Origin of the sequence: Pseudomonas sp. N40(2020), assembly GCF_014472415.1 — a bacterium.
Lineage (GTDB): Bacteria > Pseudomonadota > Gammaproteobacteria > Pseudomonadales > Pseudomonadaceae > Aquipseudomonas.
On the sequence record NZ_JACSZV010000001.1, the window covers coordinates 240729 to 254996 of the forward strand.

Genomic DNA, 14268 nt, shown 5'->3' on the forward strand with positions numbered 1-14268 from the left:
GGCTGGGGGCTTTGCGGCGTATCCCGTGAAAGCCCGCTCAGAATACGGATTCAAACCTGTAGGAAAAATAGCGATTCCGGACATGCACTGTTACGGGGCATGCAACAGTGCCTCGCACCATGCGTTGCGCTGATGATCAACTATCCAGCCGACTCATGACCCGCGCAAAGCCCCGCCCCGCAAAGCCATTCATCCTTTCGAGCGACAACGCAAATACCTCCTTGGTGCGCTTATCGACCCGGTCGCCCGGCAGTAGGGTGGGGCCTTCTTTCACTCACCGGGGAAGACGCATGACAAAAACAACAATGCGCGCCATCTTCACACCGCAGGCGCTGGCAGCCGCGGTGGCTCTGGGTTGCTGTGCCCAGGCGCAGGCGGTTTCGTTCAACATCGGGGAAATCGAGGGCACGTTCGATTCGTCGCTGTCGGTGGGGGCGAGTTGGGGCATGCGCGATGCCGACAAGTCGCTGGTCGGCACGGTCAACGGTGGTACCGGGCAATCCTCGACCGGTGATGACGGGCGCTTGAACTTCAAGAAGGGCGAGACCTTTTCGAAAATCGTCAAAGGCATTCACGACCTAGAACTGAAGTACGGCGACACCGGTGTGTTCGTGCGTGGCAAGTACTGGTACGACTTCGAACTCAAGGACGAAGACCGCGAGTTCAAACAGATCAGCGACAAGGGCCGCAAGGAAGGCGCCAAGTCGTCCGGCGCGCAGATTCTCGATGCGTTCGTCTATCACAACTATTCCATCGGCGATCTGCCGGGCACCGTACGCGCCGGCAAACAAGTGGTCAGTTGGGGCGAAAGTACTTTCATCGGCAACTCGATCAACAGCATCAACCCGATCGACGTCTCGGCGTTCCGGCGTCCCGGCGCGGAGATCAAGGAAGGCCTGATTCCGGTGAACATGCTGTTCGGCTCGCAAGGCCTGACTGATCAGTTGACCGTCGAAGGCTTCTATCAACTGGAATGGGACCAGACGGTTCTCGACAACTGCGGCACGTTCTTCGGCGTCGATGTAGCGGCGGACGGTTGCAACAGCGGCTACACCGTCGGCAATCCGGCGATTGCGCCGTTGGTGCCGTTGACCACGGCATTTGGTCAGGGCATTCAAGTCACCCGCGAAGGCGTGGTGATCCCCCGTGGCGGCGACCGTGATGCGCGGGATTCCGGGCAGTGGGGCACCGCGTTGCGCTGGCTGGGTGACGACACCGAGTACGGCCTGTACTTCATGAACTACCACAGCCGCACGCCAACAGTGGGCACCACCACCGCAGGGCTTTCGACCCTGGCGGCGTTGCCGGGCATGGTCGGCATTGCCAACGGTCTTGCGCCCGGCAGCGGTTCCGGACTGGCGCAGAGCGTGATGCTCGGGCGCGGTCAGTACTACCTCGAATATCCGGAAGACATTCGTCTGTACGGTGCGAGCTTCTCCACCACATTGCCCACCGGAACGGCATGGACCGGCGAGATCAGCTACCGGCCAAACGCCCCGGTGCAGGTCAGCACCAACGATCTGACGCTGGCGCTCCTCAACCCGATTGCCGGCGGCGCCGCCTCGCCCCTTTCGACTTCCCCCGGTGCCGACAACAAGGGTTATCGCCGTAAAGAGGTTACACAGATCCAGAGCACTCTCACGCACTTTTTCGATCAGGTGTGGGGGGCTCAACGCCTGACTCTGGTCGGTGAGGCAGCGGTGGTGCGGGTCGGTGGTCTGGAGTCTCGCAGCAAGCTGCGTTACGGCCGGGACTCGGTGTACGGCCAGTACGGTTTCGGTGGCGATACCGACGGCTTCGTCACCTCGACTTCGTGGGGCTACCGCGCCCGGGCGATCCTCGATTACGCCAACGTGATTGGCGGGATCAACCTCAAACCCAACCTGTCGTGGTCGCATGACGTCGCCGGTTACGGCCCCAACGGCCTGTTCAACGAAGGTGCGAAAGCGATCAGCGTCGGCGTCGATGCCGATTACCGCAACACCTACACCGCGAGCCTCAGTTACACCGACTTTTTCGGCGGCGATTACAACGTCCTCGAAGACCGTGACTTCGTGGCCCTGAGCTTCGGCGTGAACTTCTGATCTGCCCGAGAAGGATGAAAGCAATGCGCAAAATGATTCTGCAATGCGGTGTGCTGGCCCTGAGTCTGTTGGCGGCCAACGTGATGGCGGCAGTGTCGCCGGATGAGGCAAACAAACTCGGCACCAGCCTGACCCCGCTCGGCGCCGAGAAGGCCGGCAACGCTGACGGTTCGATCCCGGCGTGGACCGGTGGCATCCCGAAAAACGCCGGGGCGGTGGACAGCAAAGGTTTTCTCGCGGACCCGTTCGCCAGTGAAAAACCGTTGTTCACCATTACCGCAGCCAACGTCGACCAGTACAAGAGCAAGCTTTCCGACGGCCAGGTAGCCATGTTCAAACGCTACCCGCAAACCTACAAGATCCCGGTCTATCCGACCCACCGCACCGTCGCCGTGCCGCCGGAAATCTACGAGTCGGCCAAGCGCAGCGCACTCAACGTTACCAGCATCAACGACGGCAACGGCCTCGCCAATTTCACCGGTAATCGCTATTACGCTTTCCCGATTCCGAAGAATGGCGTCGAGGTGTTGTGGAACCACATCACCCGATACCACGGCGGCAATCTGCGCCGAATCATCACCCAGGTCACGCCGCAAACCAACGGCAGCTACACGCCGATCCGCTTCGAAGAAGAGATCGCCGTGCCGCAACTGATGAAGGATATCGATCCGGAAAAAGCCGCCAACGTGCTGACCTTCTTCAAGCAGTCGGTCACCGCGCCGGCACGGCTGGCCGGCAACGTGCTGTTGGTGCACGAAACCCTCGATCAAGTGAAAGAACCGCGTCTGGCGTGGATCTACAACGCCGGTCAGCGCCGTGTACGCCGCGCTCCGCAAGTCGCATATGACGGCCCGGGCACCGCCGCTGATGGCCTGCGTACGTCGGACAACTTCGACATGTTCTCCGGAGCACCGGATCGCTACGACTGGAAACTGGTCGGCAAGAAGGAAATGTACATTCCCTACAACAGCTACAAACTCGATTCGCCGAAGTTGAAATATGACGACATCGTCAAGGCCGGGCACATCAATCAGGATCTGACCCGCTATGAATTGCACCGGGTCTGGGAAGTGATCGGCACGGTCAAGCCGAGCGAGCGACACATCTACGCCAAGCGCCACATGTACATCGACGAGGACAGCTGGCAAGTGGCGCTCGCCGACCACTACGACGGTCGCGGGCAACTGTGGCGCGTCGCCGAAGGTCACGCTCAGTACTACTACGATCACCAGGCTCAGGCCTACACCCTCGAAGCGCTCTACGACATCATCGCCGGCCGATACATTGCCCTGGGGATGAAGAACGAAGAGAAGCACAGCTTCGAATTCGGCTTCGAAGCCAAGGCTGCCGACTACACGCCATCGGCCCTGCGTGCCGAGGGGGTGCGGTAACGTTTCGGATACATCGACTGAACAAAAGGCGACCGCAGGGTCGCCTTTTTTATGGCCGCCAATCAGCGTGCTGAATACTTATCAACAAGCGGTTTGGAGAGGGCTAGGGTGAGCCAACAACTATAAAAAGGTTCAACCGATGACCGCCATGACGCCGTGTCTGGATCGCCCCGGATTTCTGCCCAGACTGTCCGCCCATCATCAGGCACGCTCGCGATTGAGCGAGCCGTTGCTTGAGTCGATGGCACGGGTCAGGCTGATCTGCGCTCCTGCGGGCAGTGGCAAGAGTGCGCTGCTTGCCGAGTGCCTGCTACAGGCGCCGCCACGCTGCGAGGTCGGCTGGTTGCCGTTGGCAGGCGCGGCATTGAGTACCAGTGAATTTTGTCTGCGACTGGCGCAGGCGCTGGGGCTGGCCGAAACAACGGAGTCCGCTCTGGTCGCTGCGCTGAGTCGCTGGTCGAGGCCGACCTGGCTGTTTATCGATGACTACTGCCGCCTGCCGGATCCAGCGCTGGACGCGTTGCTTGATCGGTTATTGACGGTCAGCAGTCCCGCGTGTGTCTGGTGGATCGGCACGCGTAGACGCCCGCAATGCAACTGGCCACGCCTGCTGCTCGATGATGAACTGTACGAGTGCGAAAGCCCGACGCTTGCGCTCACGCAAGCAGAAATTGCCCATGCGCTGAAGCACTTGCCCGCCGAGCAGGCAAGCGACCTGTCCGCGCGAATCTACCAGCGAACTGCAGGCTGGTGCGCCGGGGTCCGCATGGCGCTGTTGCGCAAATGCGATTGGTCGCAGTCAACTGAACCACAGCAACGCGTCGATACGCTGCTCGACTACCTGCGACATGAACTCTTTAGTGGCCTCACGCCGGAACAGACCGAAGTCTGGCGCGTGCTCGCACAAATGCCGCGCTTCAATGCTCAACTGTGCGAGCACTTGTTCGGCGCCGGGGAGGGGGCTGTACACCTGCGCACATTGCAAATGCTTGGCTGCTTTATTGAGCCCTGGAATGATTCTGCGGACTGGTCGCACATTTTTCCGCCGCTGTCTCGCGTCGTGCGCGAGGAACATTGGCCGTCGCGCCGTACATGGCATCGACGGGCCTGTCAGTGGTTCAGTGCCGCACGGGATTGGCGCTCGGCATTTGAACAGGCGTTATTGGCAGAGGAATATGAAGCCGCAGTCAGCCTGCTGCAGCACTTCAGCTTCGAGCAGTTGTTTGAAGAGCAAACGGTCGTGTTATTGGTGCAATTGCACGAGCAACAAGGTGTGGAGTTGACCCTGAGCACTCCGCAACTGGTCGGGCTGATTACCGCTGCGTTGCTCTTTGCCGGTCGTTTCGAACAGGCAGCGAAATGCATCGGGCACCTGGGGCGGTTCATGCCGCAGCCTTCGCCAGCGCTTGAGCGGCAGTTGATTGCGCGTTGGCAAACGTCGCAAGGCTGGTTATTGCATTTGGAAGGGCGGATGGAGGCCGCTCATGAACACTTTTCGCAAGCGCTGGAGGTACTTGATCTCGAGCACTGGATCGCTCGGGTGATGTGTCTGTCAGGGTTGACCCAGCAGGCTCTGTTGCGCGGGGAGCTGGATCTGGCCCACGCGCTGAATCGCCAGGCGCTATGTCTGGCGCGGGCGCAAGGCTCGCTGGTTTTCGAAGCACTACTTGAACTCGATCACGGACAATTGCTCGAGCAGCGCGGCGCGGCACCTCGGGCTGAGAGTCTGCTGGCCGGCGTGCATGATTTGCTCACCCGGCAGCCGAACCGGCTGAGCCCTTTGCTGGGACGGATTGCCTTGCGTCGCGGGCGCCTTGCGCTGAGTCAGGGGCTGGATGCCTCGGCGGCTGCGTTTTTTCAGTCGGGGCTGGACGATTGCAAGCGCAATCAAGACAAGCGGGTTTTGTATGGTTATCTGGGACTGGCGCAACTGGCTGCCAACGAGGCAGATTATCAAAAGGCGTTCGTATGGCTGCGTGATGCGGAGCGTTTGATGCAGCAAAGGCAGATTCCGGAAACGGTTTATCGCGGTGTGCTGTTACAGGTCAGCAGCCTGTTCTGGTTGCAGCAAGGACGTCCCGAGCTGGCATGCGAGGCCATGACACGTCTGCTGCGACACTATCAAGGATCGGATGCCTTGCAGGCACCGCCGGCGACACTTGAGCTGATTCCGCGGGTTGAGTATTTGCTGATCCTTGCACAAGTTGGGCTGCGCACGGCGCTCAATCCGATCGGTCGTCTCCAGCTTTTGTTGGAGGCGGCACATCAACGCAAAATGCTTTGGCTGGAAACCGACCTTCATCTGGTGTTGGCCGAGGCTGCCTTTATTCTAGGCGATCAGCCTTCGGCGCGGCGTTACTTACAGAAGGGGCTGGAAATGGCCAGTCACCATGGTTTGCATCAGGCGTTACGTGAACTGAAACTGCGTCAACCTGATTTGTTGAAAGAACTGAATAACAAGGTCGTAGATTCGCCCAGTGCCAGGAAACTGATTGATAGCGGTCTGCTCAGTCTCCGCGAGTTGGAAGTTTTAGGTCTGATCGCCAAGGGATATTCAAATCAACAAATTGCGGATCAGTTGTTTATTTCTCTACATACGGTAAAGACTCACGCCAGACGCATACATGGAAAGTTAGGTGTCGCACGACGAACTCAGGCGGTGGCGTGTGCCAAGTCAATGGGTATGGTGTTGTAGTGTTTTTGTTACATGTAATTTTTAGAAAGGAGTGGGTTCGCTCTTTGTAATAAAGAAGACTGAATGTAAGCGTCAAGGTCTGGTGGCAGGCGGGTTATAGTTGCTGGTGGTGTCGGTATGAAAAAATAATTAATTTGTATTATTTATTCTGAGTGTTTGGTTTTGGTCGTATACAAGATTGGAAAAGTATTCTGAGTATCTTTTCGAGAAGTGCCCGGTTTAGTTTGAATTAGCGAAGCAAATGTCATTCGGATATTTGTAAGTGTCAAACTGATAAGGTGTTTCGAAATGGAAGTTCGTAGTCTTGAGGAATCTGGGTTCGGCAGATTGGGTGAGGCACTGACCGCACTGTCGGATCACTTGAAGGGCGTACCTGCATTTGATTTTATTTTACGTGCCTGTTTGAAACGTGCACTTGGAGAGTTCGCGCCAGGGATCGATGAACGTCTTGTTCACATCAATGTTCGTGGCAATGTCAAACCGAAGCAAATGGAGCCGGTAGGAGGTTTATTTCACGTTTTGTATGACTGCCTACAGCGTGGCAGGGCACCGACGTACGATGCGCAGTATTACGCGATTTATGATCGCCCACTTTCAACCGATACTCGAAATCTATACCCTGCGGTCTCTCTGGCCTCTGTGGAGGAGTTACTGGTACATCTGTTTCGAACATTGCCAGACTACTATGTTGCGGCGCTGCAAGAGTACTGGGCGGGAAAAGAAGAAAGTAAGGGGCGGTTTTCCATTCCGAGGAAAATGACCCTGAGCGGACTTCAAACCCATCTCTTTCTGAATGAACTTGAAGTGCTTTTTGATGAGGGCGGTATCAGCCGGGCCGAGATTCAGCGTATCCATTACATGGTTCAACCGGGTTCGCGTGGGGAGTGGTATAGCGTCTTTATCGGCCATCGAGGGGACGCTTATCGCGAGCAACGTTCTATGTTCGCCATCCCGCTCGAAGCGCCTGTCAAGGATGAACTTGTTCCTCGGGCCGATACGGCGATAGTGCTCTACTCCCCGACCCATGGCGTCGAAAAATTCTCTTCCTCTGCTCAGTTGCATCAGACGCTGGAACAACGCTTGATGTCAGGTGACAGTCGTGAGGTGTTCTTGCAGACGCTCGCGATCAATGAGCGGGAAAATTTCCCGACCGCGCCTGAATTTCGTTATTTGAAAGTTGAGGCCGATCTGTTTGCACGCATCAGCGATAACGGGATTGAGAAATCTTGCGCTGATGTTGTGAAACAGCTGGCTCGGTTCGCAGATCCGGATTCGGATTTTGTTTCGGTTGTTGCGTCGGTGGCGTCTGCACAGTCTCTACCGGACATTCCTCGCCTGGCGAAGGCTCGCCAGGCAGTACTTCTGCGCCAAGCGCAAAGAAACCGGTGGCCGGTCTGGTTAAAAAATGCCGGTTCGACGAATCAGGAAATTTATGAGGCATTGCAACAGCGCCTGCTTGAAAGCGAGGTTCAATACCATGAAGTAACCAAGGGGTTCGCATCGCTCAAGGACTTTGCAAAAAATGAGGTGGAAGAATTCATTTCGCCGGGTAAGGACGTTCGGATTGACCCCGATAGCATCTTCGTCAATATCCGACATGTGTTGAAAGTAACGAATGGCCAACAGATTGAGACAAAGGAGCGCAAGACGCTTACTCAGGCGTTCATGTACGGCGTGCATGATCGAGAAGGTCAATACGAGATTGCTGTAGAAAATCAGCCGTATAATCCAAAGTTTACGCCTTCCAATCTGATCAATTCGATCATTTCGCTGAATGTGCGTAACCGGTATAACGACGCGCGGCAAGCGGTCTACTCTAAACGTGAAGTTTTCGACGCTCTTCGAGAAGTTCAAGGCAAGAGGACGGCGCTGTCGATATTTAGCGCGGTTCTGCAAAAGCATGTGAGCTCGCGTGCCAATGACATGGTCAACCGCTATAACTTTGGTGATCTGTCTTTTATGTCCGGGGAGATCAAGCTCGGTGCGAAATATCAAGCGTTCAAGGACGTGAGGTATTTTGCAAAGAAGCTTGATCGAGAAAACTTCATCGTGTTGTATGCGCCAGGGTTTCCATCCGGACAGGAGTGGTTTGAGTTTTCCAATATAAATCAGTTAAGGAATGAATTATTAGCATGGGTCCAGGACGATAAAAGTTGGGAGTATTTGAAGGGTCAGGCCGTTCTGTCCGATGTAAACAGAATGGTGGCTGAAGTCACAGGGGATAGTTGGACTCTACGATGGATTGGCCAATCGAGCTTTGAGTTCCCGTTCACAACTGAAGATTACCCGTTGGAAAATGCGGTGAAAAATATCCTCAGTTGGGAAGCGAAGCAAATTGAAGCCTACACACCTCAGTGGTTCAGGACAGCCTCGGTGGAGGAGCAAGGGTTATCCGTTCGATTGCATACAGAATTCAAGGCTATTCAGAGCATTGCAAAAGATGATCTGAAAATCGTGCCTTTCAAGGAGTTTGCTCGTGATCTGGTGATGAAGGCGTTCGCCCAGTACTGGGATCGAAAGGGAAATAACGTTTCTAACTTCGATCCGGAAAATGTAAGGGTCAAAATTCATAATGTTCCAGAAATGACGCTCACCAATCTGTTCATCCAGTGGCAGACCTGGCGTAGTGACGTTACGATTTTTGAAAAAATTGTGGGTGCCGTCGTTCCAGGAGTCTCCATAGCGATAGGTGAGTTAAGAGATTACCTTCGAACTGCCAAATTCACCGGTTCGGTACCACGAGCATTAAATGAACAGGTCATCAATGATCTTATTGATCTGAAACCCGGTGAACGTTACGAGGAGTATCTCAATCAACAATTTATCTGGAGCCCGCGTCGTGCTCTGAAGGAAGTTTTTTACCGAGAGCTGAAGCAGAACGAAATGCTCACAGCAGCCCTGGCCCAGAAAATCAGGCGCACGATATCCAATGAGGATTTCAGTTGGCTGAAAACGCTTATCGATAGTCTTGATAGAAATACTCCCGGCACTGATTTATACACAGTAGGCGCTCAATCCGTGCCGGAGGAGGGCGTTTATCATTTCACCTTGGAAGGCAGGAAAATTCACGGCGCTTACATCTTTAGTCGCAAATTTAACGGGCGGCTGCAGTCTGTTGTCTATGCGCCGGGTACCCATGACGGGAATGATTTCTTCCCTGTCGAACAGTTGTCGGCGCGGCTTGAAGATTCCGCCTTTAAAGGCCATGTTTTACGAATGGTCAGTCTTAAAGATCAAAAGGCTGTCAAACAACTGACAGATAAGTACAAAAGCGGGGGCACACGCGAACGGCCGCCCGTGCTGTACAACGCGTATGGGGTTGGCAACGAGTTCAAACACGAGTACACCGCCATGATCGGGCGCTTCATGGCTGACGTGGATTATCAAACCACCAGCACCTGGGAGGCGGTCTGGGTCGATGCCAAGATATTGATTGGTATCGCTTTGGATGTTGTCTCGTTGTTTGTGCCTCCGGTAGGGGCAGTGGTGAGTGTGCTGCGAATCGCCTATACGATCGTTGAGGGGATTTCGGCCTCACTGGACGGCGATAAGGAAGCAGCCAATGCTCACTTTGCCAGTGCCTGGAGGGCGGCCATCATGTTTTATATCGGCAAGATCTCCGGCGTCGGCAACTCTGTCAGCGCGTACGGACTACTGTCTCAGATCAAGGATTATGCAGACCTGCTCTCGGATGTAACCGGTGTCCCCGTCGGCATCAGCTATGTGACCGCAGTCGCCGTTGCGCCTCACAGAGTGGAAAGCACTACCCGACTGATCGGTTGATCCAGTAATCGAAGCGCCGGCTAGACTTTCAGGACGCTGGCGTCTCGAACCCCATCCGCCAACTCACGGCCCGCGTCGCAGCCAACAACCGCTGCGCCGCCGGGCCGTTTTCGTCAGCGTGGAACAACGAGGTCGGGCCGACGATGGTCAGCACCGCAGCGACTTGTCCAACGGCGTTGAACACCGGCGCCGACAAGGCATCCACGCCCGGCATCAACAAACCATGCACATGATGCAGGCCGCGTTCGCGGATCTGTTCACACAAGGTTGCGTAAACCGTTTCATCGGCCAGCGGATGGTCGGCGACGGCGATTTCCTGCTCGCGCAATTCGTCTGTTTCCCGATGTGGCAGATAGGCGCTGAACACCAGTCCGGTCGAGGAACTGAGCAGCGGCAGCACCGAGCCCAATTGCGTCACCACCGTCACCGCACGCACGGCCGGTTCGATGTGCACCACGGTCGCACCCTGATTGCCCCACACCGCCAGGAAGCAGGTTTCGTTGAGTTCATCGCGCAATTCGGCCAGCGGCAGGGCGGCGATTTTCAGCACGTCCATACTGTTGAGGGCGGCCAGGCCCACGCGCAGCGCTTCACGGCCGAGGCCGTAATGGTTGGTGGCGGGGTTTTGTTCGGCAAAACCCGAGGCGATCAACGCTTGCAGATAACGATGCACTTTGCTCGCCGGCATCTGCACATGTTCGGCCAGACGCGACAGCGAAGTGGCGGGCGACAACTGGGCCAGGGCCTTGAGGATGTCGGTGCCGACTTCGGCGGAGCGGACTTTCTGTTTGCCGTTGCTGTCGCTGGTTTTTTCCATGGTGCTGCCGGGATCCGAAAACGAATGGGCGTCTTTATAGCTTGACGCTGGATAGCGAGCAAATTACGTTATGCGTAATCGAATTACGATAATAACAACCCCGGCGTGCCGAAACCTCTGAGCCAGAGCGATGGGCCACTGCCGACTCCCTGTTCAGGAGGCTCCATGAACCTCGATTCAACCGCGTCGACGCTGGCTTATCAGTCCGGTTTCGGCAACGAATTCAGCTCTGAAGCGTTGCCCGGCGCGCTGCCTGTTGGTCAGAATTCCCCGCAAAAAGCCCCGTACGGCCTCTATACCGAATTGTTCTCCGGCACTGCGTTCACCATGACCCGCAGTGAAGCGCGGCGCACCTGGATGTACCGGATTCAGCCGTCGGCCAATCACCCGGCGTTCGTCAAACTGGAGCGGCAACTGGCGGGCGGCCCGTTGGGTGAAGTGACCCCCAATCGCCTGCGTTGGAACCCTTTGGACATCCCGAGCGAGCCGACCGATTTCATCGACGGCCTGGTGAGCATGGCGGCCAACGCCGGTGCTGAAAAACCCGCCGGGATCAGCATCTACAACTACGCCGCCAACCGCTCGATGGAGCGTGTGTTTTTCAACGCCGACGGCGAACTGCTGCTGGTGCCGCAACTCGGGCGTCTGCGCATCGCTACTGAACTGGGTGTGCTGGAAGTGGCGCCGCTGGAGATCGTCGTGCTGCCGCGCGGTTTGAAATTCCGCGTCGAACTGCTCGATCCGCAGGCGCGCGGCTACATCGCCGAGAACCATGGCGCACCGCTGCGCCTGCCGGATCTGGGGCCGATCGGCAGCAACGGTCTGGCCAATCCGCGCGACTTCCTGACACCGGTCGCCGCCTACGAAAACCTGCAACAACCCACCACGCTGGTGCAGAAATTCCTCGGCCAATTGTGGGCCACCGAACTCAATCACTCGCCGCTGAACGTGGTCGCTTGGCACGGCAACAACGTGCCCTACAAATATGATCTGCGCCGCTTCAACACCATCGGCACGGTCAGTTTCGATCACCCGGACCCGTCGATCTTCACCGTGTTGACCTCGCCGACCAGCGTGCACGGTCTGGCCAACCTCGACTTTGTGATCTTCCCGCCGCGCTGGATGGTGGCCGAGAACACCTTCCGTCCGCCGTGGTTCCACCGCAACCTGATGAACGAATTCATGGGCCTGATCCAGGGCGAATACGACGCCAAGGCCGAAGGTTTCGTGCCCGGCGGCGCCTCGTTGCACAGCTGCATGAGCGCCCACGGCCCGGATGGCGAGACCTGTACCAAAGCGATCAACGCCGATCTCAAACCGGCGAAAATCGACAACACCATGGCCTTCATGTTCGAGACCAGTCAGGTGCTGCGCCCAAGCCGTTTTGCCCTCGACTGCCCGCAACTGCAATCTACTTACGACGCCTGCTGGGCCACGCTGCCCGCCACGTTCGACCCGACCCGGAGATAACCCATGACTCAGAATTCCATCACCCGCAGTTGGGTCGCTTCGGCCAACGGCCACGCCGATTTTCCGTTGCAGAACCTGCCGTTGGGCGTGTTCAGCGTTGAGGGCTCCGAGCCGCGCAGTGGCGTGGCGATTGGCGAACACATCTTCGATCTGCAAGTAGCACTTGAGGCCGGTCTGTTCGACGGCGTCGCGCGCACGGCGGTGGAAGCCATGCACGGCGGTCAGCTGAACGCGTTCTTCGAGCTCGGTCGTGAGGCGCGTGTGGCCTTGCGCGAACGTCTGCTGGAACTGTTCAGCGAAGGCAGCACCCTGCGCGGCAACATCGAAGCTCAAGGCGCAAAACTGCTGCCGTTGGCCGCCGATTGCCAGTTGCATTTGCCGGCGCGCATCAGCGACTACACCGACTTCTACGTCGGCATTGAGCATGCGCAGAACGTCGGCAAACTGTTCCGCCCCGACAACCCGTTGCTGCCTAATTACAAGCATGTGCCGATCGGTTATCACGGTCGCGCCTCCACCGTGCGCGCGTCCGGCACCGACGTGCGTCGCCCGAAAGGCCAAACCTTGCCGGCGGGTGCGAGCGAGCCGACCTTCGGCCCTTGCGCGCGTCTGGACTACGAGCTGGAGTTGGGGATCTGGATCGGGCAGGGCAACGAGATGGGCGAGTCTATTGCCATCGGTGATGCCGCCGAACACATCGCCGGTTTCTGCCTGCTCAATGACTGGTCGGCCCGCGATATCCAGGCCTGGGAATACCAGCCGCTGGGGCCTTTCCTGTCCAAGAGTTTCCTCACCAGCATCTCGCCGTGGGTGGTCACCGCCGAAGCGCTGCAGCCATTCCGCACAGCACAACCGGCGCGTCCTGAAGGTGATCCGCAGCCGCTGCCGTATCTGTTCGACAAGCGCGATCAGGATGGCGGCGCCTTCGACATCGAACTGGAAGTGCTGCTGCTCACCGAGCGTATGCGCGAACAGAATCTGCCAGCCCATCGCCTGACCCTGAGCAACACCCGCTACATGTACTGGACCGTGGCGCAAATGGTCGCGCACCACAGCGTCAACGGCTGCCAGTTGCAGGCCGGCGATCTATTCGGTTCGGGCACTTTGTCCGGCCCAGAGAGCGGTCAGTTCGGCAGCCTGCTGGAAATCACCGAGGGCGGCAAAAAGCCGATCGAACTGGCGTCCGGCGAGGTGCGTAAATTCCTTGAGGACGGTGACGAAATCATCCTGCGCGCACGCTGCGCCCGCGACGGTTTTGCCTCCATCGGCTTCGGCGAATGCCGCGGCAAAGTGCTGGCGGCGCGCTGACAGGAGCGGCTCATGGATCTCTATACCTATTACCGTTCGACCTCGTCGTATCGGGTGCGGATCGCGCTGGCGCTCAAGGGCCTCGACTATCAGGCGTTGCCGGTCAATCTGATCGCGCCGTCCGGTGGCGAGCATCGGCAAGCGGCGTATCTGGCGATCAATCCGCAGGGGCGGGTGCCGGCGTTGCGTACCGATGATGGCGAGTTGCTGATCCAGTCGCCGGCGATCATCGAGTATCTGGAAGAACGTTATCCACAGATGCCGCTGTTGCCCGAAGACCTTGCTGCCCGCGCCCATGTGCGTGGCGTGGCGGCGGTGATCGGTTGCGATGTGCATCCGCTGCACAACGTCAGCGTGCTCAATCGGCTGCGTCAGCTGGGGCACGATGAACCGCAGGTGGTGGAGTGGATCAGTCACTGGATCAGCCAGGGCCTGGCGACGGTGGAGCAACTGATCGGCGACAGCGGCTTCTGTTTCGGCGAGTGGCCGTGCGTGGCGGACGTTTACCTGATCCCGCAGTTGTATGCGGCAGAGCGGTTCAATGTTTCGCTGGAGGCTTACCCGCGTATTCGTCGCGTTGCGGCGTTGGCTGCCGAGCATCCGGCGTTTATCAAAGCCCATCCCGCCAATCAACCAGACACACCGTAATACCCCCTGTGGGAGCGAGCCTGCTCGCGAATGCTGAGTGTCAGCCACCATTCATTTACCTGACACACCGCA

The 14268-nt window shown here is 57.5% G+C and carries 8 protein-coding genes; 7 read left to right on the forward strand and 1 reads right to left on the reverse strand.

What is annotated here, in order from left to right; genetic code table 11:
• Window positions 1-290: 290 nt before the first annotated feature.
• The 4 genes from IAI51_RS01250 (at window position 291) to IAI51_RS01265 (ending at window position 9953) form a co-directional block, all read left to right on the forward strand.
• Window positions 291-2084: a DUF1302 domain-containing protein gene (locus IAI51_RS01250; RefSeq protein ID WP_187676821.1), complete on the forward strand. Its 1794-nt coding sequence runs from the start codon at window positions 291-293 to the stop codon at window positions 2082-2084.
• A 23-nt stretch (window positions 2085-2107) separates the two neighbouring features.
• Window positions 2108-3475 (forward strand): DUF1329 domain-containing protein, encoded by a 1368-nt coding sequence (locus IAI51_RS01255; RefSeq protein ID WP_187676822.1) that lies wholly within the window; start codon window positions 2108-2110, stop codon window positions 3473-3475.
• A gap of 139 nt (window positions 3476-3614) precedes the next feature.
• The gene (locus IAI51_RS01260) at window positions 3615-6170 is read left to right on the forward strand and encodes a LuxR C-terminal-related transcriptional regulator (protein ID WP_187676823.1); all 2556 of its coding nucleotides are present in this window, start codon (window positions 3615-3617) and stop codon (window positions 6168-6170) included.
• Between the two features lie 288 nt (window positions 6171-6458).
• Entirely contained in the window at window positions 6459-9953 is a 3495-nt protein-coding gene (locus IAI51_RS01265; RefSeq protein WP_187676824.1) for a dermonecrotic toxin domain-containing protein, read from the forward strand.
• A 28-nt stretch (window positions 9954-9981) separates the two neighbouring features.
• On the opposite strand, the gene IAI51_RS01270 is transcribed toward IAI51_RS01265, so the two are convergent.
• Window positions 9982-10770: an IclR family transcriptional regulator gene (locus tag IAI51_RS01270; RefSeq protein ID WP_187676825.1), complete on the reverse strand. Its 789-nt coding sequence runs from the start codon at window positions 10768-10770 to the stop codon at window positions 9982-9984.
• Between the two features lie 165 nt (window positions 10771-10935).
• Here IAI51_RS01270 and hmgA point away from each other — a divergent pair, with 165 nt between their 5' ends.
• The 3 genes from hmgA to maiA are packed head-to-tail and all read left to right on the forward strand — an operon-like array spanning window position 10936 to window position 14196.
• Window positions 10936-12240, forward strand: coding sequence for a homogentisate 1,2-dioxygenase (gene hmgA / locus IAI51_RS01275; RefSeq protein WP_187676826.1), 1305 nt, complete (start codon window positions 10936-10938; stop codon window positions 12238-12240).
• A 3-nt stretch (window positions 12241-12243) separates the two neighbouring features.
• Window positions 12244-13548: a fumarylacetoacetase gene (gene fahA / locus IAI51_RS01280; RefSeq protein WP_187676827.1), complete on the forward strand. Its 1305-nt coding sequence runs from the start codon at window positions 12244-12246 to the stop codon at window positions 13546-13548.
• Window positions 13549-13560: 12 nt separating this feature from the next.
• Complete coding sequence (gene maiA / locus IAI51_RS01285; protein ID WP_187676828.1) at window positions 13561-14196, forward strand: maleylacetoacetate isomerase; 636 nt, start codon at window positions 13561-13563, stop codon at window positions 14194-14196.
• Window positions 14197-14268 lie beyond the last annotated feature (72 nt).